The 15,500-nt window shown below is 60.7% G+C and carries 14 protein-coding genes; 4 read left to right on the top strand and 10 right to left on the bottom strand.

Annotation, left to right across the window (positions count from 1 at the left end):
- Positions 1–3 precede the first annotated feature (3 nt).
- The 6 genes from ACR9ZQ_RS30750 to ACR9ZQ_RS30725 are packed head-to-tail and all read right to left on the bottom strand — an operon-like array spanning position 4 to position 5,612.
- Positions 4–867 (bottom strand): branched-chain amino acid ABC transporter permease, encoded by an 864-nt coding sequence (locus ACR9ZQ_RS30750; RefSeq protein WP_481429503.1) that lies wholly within the window; start codon positions 865–867, stop codon positions 4–6.
- Positions 854–1,576, bottom strand: coding sequence for an ABC transporter ATP-binding protein (locus ACR9ZQ_RS30745; protein WP_481429502.1), 723 nt, complete (start codon positions 1,574–1,576; stop codon positions 854–856). Before ACR9ZQ_RS30745 ends, ACR9ZQ_RS30750 begins: the two co-directional genes overlap by 14 nt.
- Positions 1,576–2,295, bottom strand: coding sequence for an ABC transporter ATP-binding protein (locus tag ACR9ZQ_RS30740; protein ID WP_481429501.1), 720 nt, complete (start codon positions 2,293–2,295; stop codon positions 1,576–1,578). Before ACR9ZQ_RS30740 ends, ACR9ZQ_RS30745 begins: the two co-directional genes overlap by 1 nt.
- 51 nt (positions 2,296–2,346) lie before the next feature.
- Positions 2,347–3,627: an ABC transporter substrate-binding protein gene (locus tag ACR9ZQ_RS30735; protein WP_481429500.1), complete on the bottom strand. Its 1,281-nt coding sequence runs from the start codon at positions 3,625–3,627 to the stop codon at positions 2,347–2,349.
- 51 nt (positions 3,628–3,678) lie between these two features.
- The gene (locus ACR9ZQ_RS30730) at positions 3,679–4,740 is read right to left on the bottom strand and encodes a maleylacetate reductase (protein ID WP_481429499.1); all 1,062 of its coding nucleotides are present in this window, start codon (positions 4,738–4,740) and stop codon (positions 3,679–3,681) included.
- The gene (locus tag ACR9ZQ_RS30725) at positions 4,737–5,612 is read right to left on the bottom strand and encodes a dioxygenase family protein (RefSeq protein ID WP_439018378.1); all 876 of its coding nucleotides are present in this window, start codon (positions 5,610–5,612) and stop codon (positions 4,737–4,739) included. The genes ACR9ZQ_RS30730 and ACR9ZQ_RS30725 overlap by 4 nt, the downstream gene beginning before the upstream one ends.
- 98 nt (positions 5,613–5,710) lie before the next feature.
- On the opposite strand from ACR9ZQ_RS30725, the gene ACR9ZQ_RS30720 reads away from it, so the two are divergent.
- Both ACR9ZQ_RS30720 and ACR9ZQ_RS30715 read left to right on the top strand, forming a co-directional pair.
- Positions 5,711–6,661, top strand: coding sequence for a LysR family transcriptional regulator (locus ACR9ZQ_RS30720; protein WP_310381419.1), 951 nt, complete (start codon positions 5,711–5,713; stop codon positions 6,659–6,661).
- Between the two features lie 293 nt (positions 6,662–6,954).
- A complete protein-coding gene (locus ACR9ZQ_RS30715) occupies positions 6,955–7,725 on the top strand; it encodes a class I SAM-dependent methyltransferase (protein WP_481429498.1) in 771 nt (256 codons plus the stop codon).
- Positions 7,726–8,091: 366 nt separating this feature from the next.
- Here the strand turns inward: ACR9ZQ_RS30715 and ACR9ZQ_RS30710 are convergent, their stop codons facing one another.
- From ACR9ZQ_RS30710 to ACR9ZQ_RS30695, 4 genes are read right to left on the bottom strand one after another with little or no spacing between them, the layout of a single operon-like run.
- Positions 8,092–9,621, bottom strand: coding sequence for an ABC transporter substrate-binding protein (locus ACR9ZQ_RS30710; protein ID WP_481429497.1), 1,530 nt, complete (start codon positions 9,619–9,621; stop codon positions 8,092–8,094).
- Between the two features lie 27 nt (positions 9,622–9,648).
- Positions 9,649–10,476, bottom strand: a complete 828-nt coding sequence (locus ACR9ZQ_RS30705) for an ABC transporter permease (RefSeq protein WP_310381410.1) — start codon at positions 10,474–10,476, stop codon at positions 9,649–9,651.
- A complete protein-coding gene (locus tag ACR9ZQ_RS30700; protein WP_481429496.1) occupies positions 10,473–11,444 on the bottom strand; it encodes an ABC transporter permease in 972 nt (323 codons plus the stop codon). Before ACR9ZQ_RS30700 ends, ACR9ZQ_RS30705 begins: the two co-directional genes overlap by 4 nt.
- A complete protein-coding gene (locus ACR9ZQ_RS30695) occupies positions 11,444–13,153 on the bottom strand; it encodes an ABC transporter ATP-binding protein (RefSeq protein ID WP_481429495.1) in 1,710 nt (569 codons plus the stop codon). Before ACR9ZQ_RS30695 ends, ACR9ZQ_RS30700 begins: the two co-directional genes overlap by 1 nt.
- A 275-nt stretch (positions 13,154–13,428) precedes the next feature.
- On the opposite strand from ACR9ZQ_RS30695, the gene ACR9ZQ_RS30690 reads away from it, so the two are divergent.
- The gene (locus ACR9ZQ_RS30690; protein WP_481429494.1) at positions 13,429–14,142 is read left to right on the top strand and encodes an SDR family NAD(P)-dependent oxidoreductase; all 714 of its coding nucleotides are present in this window, start codon (positions 13,429–13,431) and stop codon (positions 14,140–14,142) included.
- A gap of 22 nt (positions 14,143–14,164) precedes the next feature.
- On the top strand, positions 14,165–15,478 hold the full coding sequence (locus ACR9ZQ_RS30685; protein WP_481429493.1) for an NAD(P)/FAD-dependent oxidoreductase: 1,314 nt from the start codon (positions 14,165–14,167) through the stop codon (positions 15,476–15,478).
- Positions 15,479–15,500 lie beyond the last annotated feature (22 nt).

The raw sequence follows: 15,500 nt of genomic DNA, 5'->3' as shown, positions 1-15,500 counted from the left end.
GCCTCAATCGACAGCGCGCGGAAAGAGGCCGCGCGGCCGCAGGAGCAGAACGATCAGGAAGGCGATATGCCCGGCAAGGATCTGCCATTCCGGATTGATGGCGGCCCCGATCGTCTGCGCAAGCCCGAGGATGACGCCGCCGGCAAGCGTGCCCCAGAGCGATCCGAGACCGCCGATGATCACGGCTTCGAAAGCATAGATCAGCCGCGCCGGCCCGGCCGTCGGATCGAAATTCGCCCGCATGCCGAGATAGAGTGCGGCAACGGTCACGATCATCATCGCCAGTCCCGTGGCGATCGCAAAGATCGAATTCGGACGGATGCCCATCAGGCCGGCGGTGACCACATCGTCCGAGGTGGCGCGGAAAGCGCGCCCGAGTGCGGTGCGATAGATGAGCTGATTCAGAGCGACAATCACCACGACAGCCGAACCGAAAGTCAGAAGCGGCATCAGTCCGGCATTGATGCTGCCCAGTTGCAGCGAAGCAGTCTCAAGCGATCCGGCGGAAATCCTTCTGCTGTCGGCAGTGAAGACCTCCAGAAGACCATTCTGGATGACGATGGACAGGCCGAAGGTCACAAGCAGTGGCGGCAAGACATCCTTTCCGAGCGTGCGGTTGAGAAGGTGGTACTGCAGCAGCCAGCCGATCGCAAACATCAAGGGCGCCGCAATCAGCGCCGCAATGAATAGATCGAGGCCGAGCGACGAAACGAGAAGCAGGATCAAAAATGCTGCCAGCACGATAAGGTCGCCATGGGCAAGATTGACAAGCCGCATGATGCCGAACACCAGACTGAGGCCGGCCGCAAACAGGGCATAGAGCCCGCCGAGCAACACGCCCTGAAGAAGCGTATCAAGCCAGTTCATCGCTCTCCGCTCCAAAATAGGCTGCATGGATCTGGGTCCGATCAAGTTCGGCCGGGCGCCCGCTCAGGGTGATCCGTCCCTCCATCATGCAATAGACGCGATCGGCGACCTTCAGGGCCTGGGCGATATCCTGCTCGACGACGACGATCGCCATCCCGGATGCGCGAATGCGGCTGAAGGCTGCGTAGATATCCTTGATGACGACGGGCGCCAGACCGAGGCTGAGCTCGTCGCAGAGCAAGATCTCGGGGTTCGACATCAGGGCACGGCCGATTGCCACCATCTGCTGCTGGCCGCCCGAAAGCGCAGTCGCCGGATTGCTGTGCCTTTCCTTCAGGATCGGAAACAGCGTGTAGACGCTTTGCAGCGACCAAGGCCCGGATCGCTTGCAGCCGTAGCTGCCGACCTGCAGATTTTCTTCCACCGTCAGCGAGGCAAAGAGCTTGCGCCCTTCCGGCACGAGAGCGATGCCGCGGCGCACGACATCAAAAGAAGGCATTGCACCGATTGCCTCGCCCCGATGCAGGACCATATCCGCCCGGTTGGCAATCACACCTGCAATCGAGCGCATCAGCGTCGACTTGCCTGCCCCGTTGGCGCCGATGACGGCAATCGTCTCGCCAGCATCGAGATCAATGTCGATGCCGAAAACGGCCTGGAAGTCGCCGTAAAATGCCGTCAGGCCACGGGTTTCAAGAAGGCTTGCCATCAGACCTCCATGCCGAGATAGATGGCGCGCACCTCGTCCGAAGCCATGATCGCTTCCGGCGCACCGATACCGACGACCCGCCCGAAATTGAGGACCAGGATGCGCTCGGCGACAGCGGTCAGCGCGTGCAGCACATGCTCGATCCAGATGATGGTCATGCCGCGTTGATGAACGCGCCTGATCGTCGCCACCAATTGCCGGCACTCGCCCTCCGTCAGGCCACCGGCGATTTCGTCGAGGAGCAGGAGCTTCGGCCGAGTGGCAAGCGCGCGGGCAAGCTCCAGCCGCTTGCGCTCCAGAAGGGTCAGCGATGCCGCCTGTCTGTTGGCCTTGGCGATCAGGCCGGTCTCGACCAGGATGTCGGCGCAGAAACCGGCGACATCGGCTTCGCTCGCCCGTGTGCCGAAAGCGCCTGCGACGAGCAGGTTTTCATAGACGGTCAGACGCTCGAAGGGCTGCGGGATCTGGAAGGTGCGACCCATGCCGGCAAGGCAGCGCTGCATCGGCGGCGTATGGGTAACGTCCCGGCCGTCGAAGCGGATTGCCCCGCCCGCAACGGACAAATTGCCGTTGATCAGGTTGAAGAGCGTGGATTTGCCGGCACCGTTCGGCCCGATGACGCCGAGCGCCTCGCCCGGCTCGACCGAAAAGCTGATACCCTCGGCAACGACGAGCGCGCCGAAGGATTTCGAGACAGAATTGAGTTCCAGGATGGGCATCGGCCAATCTCCGCAAAGATCCGCCCGGCCGCAAAGCCGGGCGGATGTGCCTTACGCCAGCGCTTCGAGCTTGCCGCCGAGCGGCACGTTCGGGGCAAGGCCGTTTTCGACGACGATGAGATCGTAACCGCCGCCCGACTTCAGCCGCCACTGGCCGCCGACCAGCGGCGTCTTGGCGACGTTCTTCTGTGCGAAGAGCGGAAGTTTCTCATTGCCCCAGGCAATCGGTCCGACAAGCGTGTCGAGCTTGGTCTCGCCGATCGCTTTCGCGACCGTATCACCGTCGCTGACATCGCCGGCGCGCTTCATGACATCGACGGCAAGCTCGAACAGTGCATGGGCAAAGCCGATCGGCTGCGTCCAGGGACGGCCGGTGGATTTCGTGAAGGCATCGGCGACGGCAGCCGTCGTCTCGCCCGTCAGTGACGATTTGAACGGATGGCTTGGTGTCCACCAGACTTCCGTCGACAGATTGTGGCCGGCATTGCCGAGCGCCTCAACCGTCTGCGGGAAGAGCAGCGCCTTGCCGATCGAGGCGATCTTCGGCTTCAGGCCCTGCTGCTTGGCCTGGTTCCAAAAGGTGGTGAGATCCGGCGGGATCATCACGCCGGTCAGAATATCCGTGCCGGCCTGCTTGAAGGCGTTGATCTGCGCCGAGAAATCGTCCGTCAGGTTCTGATAGCGCCCCGTGTCCGTCAGCCCATAGCCGAGCTTTTCAAGCACCGGCGGGAAGCCGACGACCTTGTCGCCCCAGGCATTGCCGTCCCCGTCATTCGGAAAGAGCCCGCCGATCTTCTTGTTGGTTTCGATCTGTCCCCACATGCCGGTGAAGACAGCAATGATATCCTCCAGGCCCCAGAAGAAATGATAGGCATAGTCGAAGGGCTTCCAGGAAGCAGGATCGCCCGGATTGCCCTGCTGGCCGATGAACCAGGGCTGCCAGGGCGCGACCGTGGAAATGCAGGGCATGCCCTCACCTTCGCAGGTCGTCGAGACCGGATTGGTCGTTTCCGGCGTCGAGGAAACCAGCATCAGGTTGATCTGGTCATCGACGATCAGCTCCTTGGCGACTTCGGCAGCGCGGTTCGGATTGGACTGGCTGTCCTTGACCACAACCTCATAGTTGAGGCCGAGCTTCTTGGTCGTCGCCAGGAAGGCATCGATGACGAACTTGTCGGCCTCTCCGAAGGCTGCAAGCGGACCGGTCTGGGGGCTGACATAGCCAAGCTTGATTGCCGCCGTCTGACCGATTGCCGGCGCGGCAAGGCTGGATGCGGCAAGCGCGGCTCCGCCGGCTGCCGTCGTCCTCAGAAAATCGCGTCTCGTAAACATATGTCCTCCCATTGTCCTCTCCTCCCAAAGAGTGCGTAGTCAGGCAGACGATCAATCTGCTGGTCGGCGGCCATCCCAGGCCTCCTGCAAAAGTGCCCTGATCGAACCCCGGTCAATCGGGCGCGGGTTCCAGTAAGGATTTTCAACGGCAATCGACGCCGCACGGTCGAGATCGGCCTCGGTCAGCCCGAATTCCTTGAGCGTCAACGGCGCGCCAATCGACTTGGCAAAATCCCACAGGCCGCCACCGATCGAGCCTCCGAAGAGATTGGCAGCTGGGGCAAGTTCTGCCGCTGCCGCCCTCGCGTTGAATGCAGCCGTATGCGGCAGCATCACCGCATGGGTTTCGGCATGCGGGGTGTCGAAGGAGCCGCCGAGCGTGTGGCAGATCTTGTGATGCAGCGCCATGCCGACCGTGCCAAGCACCGTGCCGCAGAGCCACGCGCCATAGAGCGCTTCATTTCGGGCATCGGCATCGTCAGGTGCTGTTACGATTTTTGGCAGGCTTCTGGAAAAAGCGCGCAGCCCCTCGAGCGCCATCAGGGTCGAAATAGGATTACGATCACGTGCATAAAGGCCTTCGACGGCATGCGCCATGGCGTTGAGGCCGCTCGTCACACTCATCGAAACCGGTAGCCCCAGGGTCAAGGCCGGGTCGTAGATGACGATTTCCGGCAGGATCCGTGCATCGCGCACGGTCGTTTTCCGACCGCCTTCCGTCTGGCCAAGAATGGGCGTGACCTCGGAACCGGCATAGGTGGTCGGCACGACGATCTGCAGAAGGTCGGTGCGATAGGCAATCGCCTTGCCGAGGCCGGTCGTCGATCCTCCACCGAGCGAGACCACGCAATCCGCCTCGGTTTCGGCCACCATTTTCATCGCGGCCTCGGTCACGTCGACCGGCGTATGCATGGTAGCGCCGGCAAAAACACCGCAGGCAAGAGAGCCGATTTCGGTTGCCAACGCCTCCGCATCCGCCTTTTGATGAGGCGTTGCAAGGACGAGCGCCCGCTTGCAGCCGGCCGTCACAATCCATTCTCCAACCTTGCTCCTGCTGCCGTCGCCGAAGACAATCCGGGCCGGACTGCCGGCATAGGAAAACGCGTCGATCATGCCGCCCTCCCCGGTTTTGCCCGGACCATGACGAAGATAAGCTCCACCGCCTTTGCACCATGTCCGTCGACCTCGACGGGATCGAAAGAGGTGATGAGTTCGGGCCGCACGCCAAACAGCGCGTCTTCGTGCAGGTGCGGGTCGCTTGCGTCATAAACGTGCGTCGTAATCGTCTCGAAGCCCTTTGCACGCACGACGAAATGCAGATGCGCCGGCCGGCGCAAGGGATAACCGGCCGCAGACAGCAGCCGACCGACTGGACCGTCGGCCGGCACGCCGTAGCCGGACGGAACAATAGAGCGATAGGAAAAGCACCCCTCTACATCGGTTCTGAACAGGCCCCGCAGATTATGTTCGGGCTGGAGATCCGGTTGCTGGTTCTCGTAGAAGCCCTCTGCATTGGCCTGCCAGGTCACGACCTCAGCGCCTGCGACGGGCAGACCGTCGAGATCCTGGACGCGAACCGACACCATAAGCGGTTCGCCGATGCCGTCGAGCGAGATCGACGACGCCGAGGCACGTGCAGGCGCATCGGCGCGGAAGAAGGGGCCGCGGATGGTATTGGGGGTTGCCCCCTTCGGCCGGCGCGAATTGATGTCTTCGATAAGTGCCGAAGCGCCGATCAGGTCGGACAGAAGGACCCATTCCTGCCGGCGCTCGTCCGAAGCGTGACCGACCTCCGTCAGGAAAGCGATGAACCTTCGCCACTCGTCCTGGGTCGGCCGAAATTGCTTGATGAGGTCGTGCGCATGGGTCACGGCAGCTGCGAGCAACTCGACTAGCCTGGCGTCCCTGTCGGCAGAAAAACGCTCAGCGAAGGCTTCAGACGATGTCGCCTCGCTGAATGTGAGCGGTTGAGAGCGCCCCGCCATGCCAATCCTCCCCGACTTGCTCTGCGACGTGTGGGGAGAATAGCAGGCAGAGCCACATCGATTGATGATTTTGTTGAGAGATAATATAACGGATCGTTATGAAGATCGATGAGCGTCACCTGATCCAGCTCGCCGCCGTCGTCAAGACCGGCGGCGTTACCGAAGGCGCGGCTTTGCTGGGACTTGCACAACCTGCCGTCTCGCGCACCTTGTCCATGTTGGAAAAGCGCCTGGGCGAGCCGCTTTTCGTCAGGGGCCGTCGGCCCCTGCAGCCGACAGCCTTTGGCCTGGCGCTCGCCGAGCATGGTTTCGTCATGCTGGCGGCCTCCCGCAAGGCCTCCGATCTCGTCGAGAGTTTCAGGGTCGGCAAGAGTGGCGTCGTGCGCGTCGGCGGCACGCCTTTTTTCATGGATGGGCTGATTGCCGGAATCTGTGCGGAGTTTCAGTCGAGCCATCCCGATGTGCGCATCGACCAGAGCTACGGCTACTTCCCGGATCTCAGGGCAGCGCTGAAAGCCGACCAGATCGATCTCGCTATCTGCCCGATCGATATTCTCGATGAAGGCTCGGGGCTTGAGTTTCAACAGATTCTTCCCGGCCGCAACGTTGTCGCCTGCCGGGTCACGCACCCCCTGCTCTTGAAGCGGCGGCCGCAGCCGAGCCATCTTCTCGAATATCCCTGGGTCGCGCCGCCACCGGGTAGTCCCTTGCTTGCGGATTTGCGCGCGCTGCTTCTTTCATTCGGTGCAACCGAGCTCAAGATCCGCTATTCGGGCGGTTCGCTGATGGCGGTGATCAACTATCTGAAGACCGCCGATGCACTGACAATCATGCCCCATAGTGTCGTCTTTGCGCAACGCAAGGACAAATCGATCACGGCATTGCCAATCACGATTCCGCATCCCGAGCGGGCGCTAGCGATCCTCAGCCGTGTTGATGCGCCGCGCTCTCCCGCCGTCGACCAGTTTGCCACATTTGTCCGCTCCGGTTTCGAAAACTTGCGCCACCTCATCAAACGCCACGAAGAAGCGGTCGTTTGGGGTCTTTGATATGCCAGCCTCTCGATCGCTGAGGACTGTTGACGGCATTTCCGTGACGAGACATGGCATAGCCGGCTGAACGAGATCAAAGTGCCGCCTCCCGTCGTTCACGGCAACGATCCAGTTTTCCCCGTCGAGCGCGGCAAGTCACTCGCGTGAGCTGTGGCGGACGCGAAGTTCGCGAAGATCGAAGGCGACGGCCATGAAATTCATCCCGAGGATTGGGAAACGATCATTTCTGCTATCGACGAACATGACGAACTCTCGTCAGGTGACCGAGGCAAAACCACGTGAGGATGGACATGTTGGATCGTGCTGACTTCTATGATGCAGAATTAAAGCGGCACAATGGGCATTTGCGTGCCGCCGCCTCCGTTGGAATACGTGACCGTGTGCTCGATATCGGTTGCGGGGCAGGACAAACGACGCGTGAGGCCGCCCGCGTCGCGGTGGAAGGCGAGGCGATCGGCGTGGATACTTCCACAGAGATGCTTGAGGTTGCGCGCCGCCGTTCCAACGAAGCGGGATTGCGAAACATTGCCTTTGAGCAGGGTGACGCCCAGCACCACGCATTTCTGGCTGCGGGCTTCGACCTCTGCATCAGCCGGTTTGGCGTCATGTTCTTTGCCGATCCGGCGGCAGCGTTTGCCAATGTAGCCCGCGCGATGCGTCCGGGCGCGCGCCTTGTATGGATGGTGTGGCAGAGCCAGGAGCGCAACGGTTGGTCTGGTGCCATCAGGCAAGCCTTGGCTCCGGGAATTGCGATTTCCGCACAGGCTTCCACGCCGTTTTCGCTTGGCGATCCCACCATCGCTGCAGAACTTCTCAAGACGGCCGGCTTTGTTTCGATCGATTTTATCGACGTGCGAGAACCAGTTTTCTACGGACCGGACGTCGATACGGCCTTTGACGCGCTCGTCGAGCTCTATCTTGTGAAGGACGCGCTGTCGCAAACCGGTGAAGCGCCCGACAAGGCGCTGCAGCGGCTGCGTGATCTGCTGGAGGCATATATGACCAAGGAGGGCGTACTCTTTGAGTCGCGCGCGTGGATCATTACAGCTCGCAGGGTATAAATCGGACGAGGAGATCTCCTCCTCAACATGCGTTTCGGTGGGCACTCGGTGTCGCCGATGAAGCTGTTGTACTCATGCTCCGTGTGGCGCGAGACCTTCTCCCGTCGTTGCGGCACCCGCGCATGCGATCGCGAGCGGCCGTATCCTGATGGCCCACAACAGATCGCTGATCGAAGGCAAGGGAGACGATGACGGTGCAGGCAAAACCTCGTCGAACGCGCCGGCCCGGAGATGCTCAGAAGGTTGCGAGCTTATATGATGGGTTAGAACAAGGCGCGCTTCGGCACGCGATCGACGTCTGGATGGATCCGATGCGCGGCGAGGAGACGAGGCTACCGGACACCTTTGCGTCCGGTAGCCTCGTGTTCATTCGACTTTGGTGTTCTCGATGCTGAGACCCGACTGGAATGTCAGGAAGCCGGGCATGTTCGTAAAACCGGTTACACCCTTCCTGACGGCGTAGTTCTGTTCGCGCCACATGAAGTAGACGAGCGGCGACAATTCGAGCGCTCTATCGACGAAGGCATCATAGACTTTCGCTCTCTCGTCCTTGTCGATGGTTGCCCTGCCCTTGTCGAGCAACTCGTTGATCTGCGGATCGTTGAAGTAGGGGGAATTGTTGGTTCGCACGAGCTTGTCCCCGCCGTAGTAGTAATTGCTTAGCCAGTCGGCGTCGGTAATCTCGCCGAGGCTGCCGAGTACGGTAAAATCGTAGTCTGCAGCAGTTGCCTTGGCCATGCGACTTGCCCAGTCCGGCAGGTCGAGCTTCACCTTGATGCCGATTTTTGCAAGCTCCGACTGAATGGCGATCGCCGTATTCTGATGGAAGCTATATTGCGATGACGCGAGCAGTCGCGCCTCAAAGCCGTTCGGATATCCCGCCTTGGCAAGCAGTGCCTTGGCCTTCTCAATGTCATGCGAGAAATAGTTCGCCTTGGCTTCGGAATAGCCCATATAGCCCTTCGGAATGGCGATGCCGTAAATCGGGCTGCCCAGGCCATTGAAGGCGGTATTGATGATCACGCTGCGATCAACCGCATAGGCGATTGCCTGGCGAACTTCCGGCTTTGAAAACGGCTCGAATTTTGTATTGAACTGCAGTCCCATGAACGGGCCGGTGTTCCGCAAGAGCTCGGTATCGGGTCCCTTTTCAAGATCGGCAGCGTCCTTGGCCGGAACATAGTCGATGATATCGACGTCGCCCGATTTCAGTGCGTTCACCCGCGTATTCTCGTCGCTGTAGAAGACGTAGTGGACCTCGTCCAAATCCGGTTTGCCGGGCTTGTAGTAACCGTCGTATTTTTTGACGACGATCTCTCGCCCGCGCGTCCAGCCGGCGAATTTGAAGGGGCCGGCGCCGATCGGCGAGGCGGTCGGATTATCGGCATTCTTTGCGAGCCACGCCGCCGGCACAATGACGGATTCCGGCAGCGCAAGATAGTCGACGAGCGCAACCGATGGGCTCGAAAGGGTCAGCTTCACGGTCTTTTCATCCGGCGTTTCGATCTTGGAAATGATAGAAAGCTCGTTGCGGAAGGCGGCTTTTCCCTTAGGGTCGAGAATTCTCTCCAGAGAGGCTTTCACATCGGCAGCGGTTACGGGAGAACCATCATGAAAGGTGGCCTTTCGCAGATGGAAGGTGAATTCCTTTGCGTCGGGGCTGATATCGTAGCTTTCGGCAAGTTCCGGTGTGATCTTTCCGTCGACACCATAATTTACAAGTCCGCGATGGATCGCCAGCTTGACGGTGCGGCCGGATGTACCGGGCTGGATGACTGTGTCGAGGGTCGACGGCTCTCCCGAAAGGCCGAAGTAAAGGGTGCCGCCTGCGAGCGCACTCGTCGCGGTCAGACCCAGAAGGCTCGCAGCGAGAGCCATTTGGAGAATTCTCTTCATGATGTTCCCTTTCTTTGTTGAAGATTGTCAGTTTTCGCGAAGTCTCGGATCGAGATGGTCGCGAAGCGCATCGCCGAGGACGTTGATGGCGAGAACGGTGAGCGCGAGGCACACGGAGGGCCAGACCACATACATCGGATTCTGGCTGAGATAGCCGCGCGCCGTGCCGATCATCTGCCCCCATGATGGTTCGGGCGGCACGATGCCGAGACCGAGAAAACTCAGGCCGGATTCGAGCAGGATCGCCGCTGCGATCGTCAATGTTGCCTGAACGACCAGTGGCGACAGAATATTGGGCAAGATCGCTCGCAAGACGACGCGAAGGTAGCGCGCGCCCATGGCGTGCTCGGCTTCCACGAATTCCTGCCTGATCACCTGGAGGGTCGCCGATTGCGCAACGCGCGCGAACTGCGGGATGAAGATGATGCCAATGACCACACTGAGGCTGACGACACCACTGCGCCAGAAACCGACGGCGAGCAAGGCAAGCAGGATTGCCGGGAAACTCAGCATGATATCGACGCCACGCATGACGAAGAAGGCGAGCACCGGCCGGCTGTAGGCGCCGACAATACCACAGGCCGTGCCACCTATGGCGGCGATGATGGTGGAGATGACCGCTACCAGGATCGTCGGACGGATGCCGACAAGGAGACGCGATAGGATATCTCGGCCGAACTCGTCGGTGCCGAGCAGGTATTGCGTCGAACTCGCCTGGTTGACCGCGTTCTGGTTGATGGCGAGCGGATCGTGCGGGGCGAGAATGGGCCCCGCCAGTGCAATCGCGAGAACCACCGTCACGACAAGCAGACTGGAGGCAACGAGCGGTCGGCGAAAAAGAAAGGTCGTCTTCATGCGCGTTTCCGGCGGATGCGTGGATCGAGCAGGCTGTAGAGGATGTCGACGCACAGATTGATCAGGATGAACAGTGCCGCAATGGTCAGGATGCTTCCTTGGACCAGGGGATAGTTGCGGTTCGAAACGGCCGTGACGAGAAGAGTGCTCAATCCCGGCCAGTTGAAGAGGGCCTCGACCAGGACTGTGCCACCCATCAGGTTGCCAAGTTGCAGACCGATGATCGTGACGATCGGGATCGCCGCATTGCGAAGGACGTGAAGCCAGATCACGCGGCGTTCGCGCATTCCCCTCGCCCGCAGAGACCGCACAAAATCACGACCCAGGATCTCCAACATCGAAGAACGCGTCATGCGAGCGATCGAAGCGGCGAGCCCGAGGCCGAGAGTAACTGCCGGTAAGGTCAGCTTCTGAAAATGCAAGAACGCATTTCGGGAAATGTCGGTGTAGCCGCTCGAAGGCAGCCATCCGAGCTGGAGGCTCAGCAGCAGAATAAGAAGCGACCCGAGAATATAGACAGGCACTGAAATGCCGAGTGTCGAGAGCGACGTCAAAAGACCGTCGAGAAAACGTCCGCGTCGCAGGGCGGCCGCAATGCCGACCGGCACACCGATGATGGCGGCAAGGACGATCGCAGCACTGGCAAGCTCGATGGTCTTGGGAAGGCTGGAGGTCACGTACTCGACGACGGGAACGCCATCGAGAGAGTTGCCGAGATCGCCGGTCGCGGCATTGCCGAGCCATTTGAGATATTGGGAGAGGACGGGCTGGTCGAGACCCAGCTGCTGACGCATCGCAGCAACTGTTTCCGGAGAGGGGTTGCTCTCCGGCCCCAGCAGCAACAGAACCGGATCGCCCGGCATGATGTACATGATGGAAAATACGAGGGTCGCGATGACCCATAGCTGGACGAGCGCCGTAATGAGCCTTGATCCCAGCGTGATGACAAATGTCGATAGGGTCTCCATCAACGCGCCTCCAGAGCGGTTAGCTGCGCCGTGCCGATCTTCGGCACGGCGCTGAGAAGCGTACGGGTGTATTCAGCCTTGGGATTGTCGAAGACGTCTGCGGCAGGGCCGGTTTCGACGATCTTGCCCTTCTGCATCACTGCGATCGTGTCGCTGACGTGGCGCACGACCGACATGTCATGCGAGATGAACAGGTAAGTCAGGTCGAATTCGTCCTGCAGATCCTGCAGCAGGTTGAGGACTTGCGCCTGAACGGACACATCGAGCGCCGAGACGGCCTCGTCGCAAATCAAAAGCTTCGGGTTGAGGGCAAGAGCGCGGGCGATGACAATGCGCTGACGTTGGCCACCCGAGAACTCGTGCGGATAGCGGCGCATGGCGTTGCGGGGCAAACCGACGGCGTCGAGAAGCTTCGCGACCGTTGCCTCACGATCGCGTCCTTTCTCGTGGATGTCGATCGGCGCGGCGACAAGGTCGGTCACCGTCTGTCGCGGATTGAGGGAGCCATAAGGGTTCTGGAACACCAGGGCGAAGTCGCGACGCGCTGCACGCAATCGATCGCGGTCAAGCGAGACGAGATCGCGACCCTCAAATTCGATGGAGCCGCTGTCCGGTTCCATCAAACGCATGACGAGCCGAGACAAGGTCGATTTTCCGCAGCCCGATTCACCGACAAGACCGAGCGTCGAGCGGGCCGGGATTGCGAGACTGACGTCGTCGACGGCTCTAAATGCCTGCGGCGCTGAAAGGGCGCTCTCACGAGTCCAGAAGGTCTTTGTCAGGTTCTGGATGTTGAGTAGCGTCGCGCCTTCCGGCTCCGACGCAGGTCGCGCCTTAAGCGCCGATCGGGCCTCGACGATACTTGAGATCGCACCGCGCTCATCCCTGCCAATCACGGGCAGACGGCTCTTCGGTGCGGAGACAGACGGCATCGAGGCGATCAGCGCCTTGGTGTAGGCGCTGCGCGGCGACACAAAGAGATCGCTTGTGGTGACCTCCTCCATGAGATCACCTCGGTAGATGACGGCAACGCGGTCAGCGACCTCGTAGATGACCCCGAGATCATGCGTGATGAGCAGAATGGCGGCGCCGATTTCCTGGTTGAGGCTGCGCAGCAGACCGAGCACTTGCTTCTGTACGGTAACGTCAAGGGCTGTGGTCGGTTCATCGGCGATGATGACATCCGGCTTGCAGGCGACCGCCATGGCGATCATGACACGCTGGCACTGTCCGCCCGAGAGTTCGTGAGGATAGGAGCGCATGCAGCGCGCCGGATCAGAAATCCCCACTCGGGCCAGCAGATCGCGGGCCCGTTCCCCGGCCTGCCGGCGGTTCACGCGCTCATGTAGCAGGATCGCCTCAATGATCTGGCTTCCACAGGAAAACACCGGGTCGAGTGACGCCATCGGATCCTGAAAGATCATCGAGATGCGCTTGCCGCGCAGCTTTCGCAGAACGTCGGGCCTGGCTGTCAGCAAATTCGCGCCGGCGAAGTCGACACGTCCGCTCGTCACGACCGCATTGCGCGGCAGCAGGCCCATCGCAGCCAGCGACAGGATGGTTTTCCCGCTGCCGCTTTCGCCGACGAGGCCCAGAATTTCACCGGATGTCAGCGATAGTGACACGCCGTTGACCGCGGCGCGCAGGCCCTCGCCCGTCTTGAAGGCGACGGAAAGATTGTTGATTCTCAGAATTTCCCTACCCGGCATACCGCGATCCGATCTGCGATTTCTGCCCTCCATTGCCGGAGAGCCCGTTCCCGTAGTTTTTGAGCGCTTATGCGCATATTTTGAATTATTAAGGCACAAAGCGCCAAACTCCGTCAAGCATACGTTTGTATTTTGGGAGAAACTTTTCCTTGGTGGGAGTTTTTGAAGCTTTTTTGAGATTTCTACCAAATTCCAGCTTGTCAGAAATGAAAAGCCCGCTTACCGTCAATGCAAACGAATGCGCGGCCGGGCAGTCACGTCAGGGGGAATGGACAATGACACCAGAACATCACTCACGCGTGGCGCTGATTTCAGGGGCGAGCCGTGGCATTGGGCTCGCAATCGCCCGCGAACTCGTCCAACATGGTTATCGGCTCAGCCTCGGCGCCCGCGACGTCAAAGCGCTGGAGGCGCAGCTCGGCCCGGAAAATGATCGGCTGCACTATGCACATTTCGATGCCTACGATCCGGTAACGTCTGAGCAATGGGTGGCTGCTGCTGCCGCGAAATTTCAAAGGATTGACGCTCTCGTCAACAATGCCGGCCTCGGTGAGCGCGTGTCGCTCATGGACGATAACGACGAGGCGCTCGACCGGCTCTGGGCCGTCAATGTAAAGGCGCCACTGCGCCTCACCCGTCTTTGCATGCCCCACCTCGAAGCGACGGGCGCCGGACGTATCATCAACGTCGCTTCGCTGTCTGGAAAGCGGGTCAGAAACGCCTTCGTCGGCTACAACATGACCAAGTTCGCGCTGATGGGGCTGACCCATACGACACGCCATGTCGCCTGGGAAAAGGGCGTGCGGGCAACGGCGATCTGCCCGAGCTTCGTGCGCACCGAAATGAGCGCCTACACGAACAAGGTCACGCCCGATGAGATGATCCAGCCGGAAACCCTGGCCTCGCTCGTGCGCACCGCGATCGAGCTTCCCAACAATGCAGCAATGGCTGAGATGCTGGTGAATTGCCGGCTCGAAGACATGCTCTGATCAATGCCCGCGAGATAGAACTATGTCACGTATTATTCCCGACGCCGTCCCCTCCGCGCAGGCCCTGCCGGCAAAGGTGGATGTCGTCGTCATCGGCGGCGGAATCGTTGGCGTCTCCACGGCGCTGGAGCTGGCCGAACGCGGTGTATCCGTTGCGGTTTGCGAAAAAGGTCTTATCGCGGGCGAACAGTCGGGTCGCAACTGGGGCTGGGTGCGGCAGATGGGGCGGGACCCCTCCGAACTGCCTCTCGCCATCGAAAGTCTTTCTCTGTGGAAGGGTATGAACGCGCGCACCGGCGAGGAAACCGGATTCCGGCAGACCGGCATCGCCTATCTTTGCCGCAACGCACGCCAGGAGGCTGAATACGAGGCCTGGCTGGTACATGCGCGCGATTTCGGCCTCGATTCCAGACTGCTGAGAAGCGAGGAATTGGGCCAGCACCTGCCCGGCATGACCGGAGGGTTCACTGCCGCCCTGCATACCTCCACCGACGGCCGTGCCGAACCGTTCAAGGCGGCTCCGGCGATTGCCCGTGGTGCCATCCGCGCAGGCGCCCACATGATCACCGGCTGCGCGGTCCGGTCCATCGAGCGCTCGGCAGGTGCTGTCAGCGGTGTGATCACCGAACGCGGACGTATCGCCTGCTCCTCGGTCGTCCTGGCCGGCGGCGCCTGGTCGCGGCTCTTCAGCGGGAATATGGGGATTGATTTTCCGCAGTTGAAGATCCTCGGTTCCGTGGCACGGGCCACTTCGGTCGACGGCGTGCCCGAGCTGCCGGTCGGCGCGGACAATTTCTCCTTCCGGCGACGGTTGGACGGCAGTTTTTCGATTGCCATGCGCAACGCCAATATAGCGCCCATCGTGCCCGACAGCTTCCGCCTGTTCGCCGATTTCGTGCCAACGCTTATTAAGAGCTGGCGCGAACTGAAACTTCGGGTGGGCAATCGGTTCATCGAAGAGTGGCGGACACCCAGCAACTGGGCTCCAGACGAGATCACGCCCTTCGAACAGGTGCGTATTCTCGATCCCGTGCCTTTCGAGCGCTTCAACCGGGAGGGCCTTGCACATCTGGTCAAGGCATTTCCGGCCTTTGCCGAGAGCCGGATCACGCAGAGCTGGGCCGGCTTGATCGACGTGACGCCGGACGCGGTTCCGGTCATCTCTCCGGTCGGCGGCATTCCCGGCTTCTTCATTTCCAGCGGCTTCTCCGGACATGGGTTCGGCATCGGTCCCGGTGCCGGAAAGCTGATGGCCGACATCGTCACCGGCGCGCGGCCCTGCGTTGATCCCGCGCCATTCCGTTTCGATCGTTTCAAGAAGACCAAGGCGGCCTGATCCGCTCGCTAAAACCTTGGCC

This window comes from Rhizobium sp. KNZ14-9A (assembly GCF_056755015.1).
The sequence above is the reverse complement of the archived record's forward strand: the minus strand, read 5'-3'. Positions and strand labels throughout refer to the sequence as shown.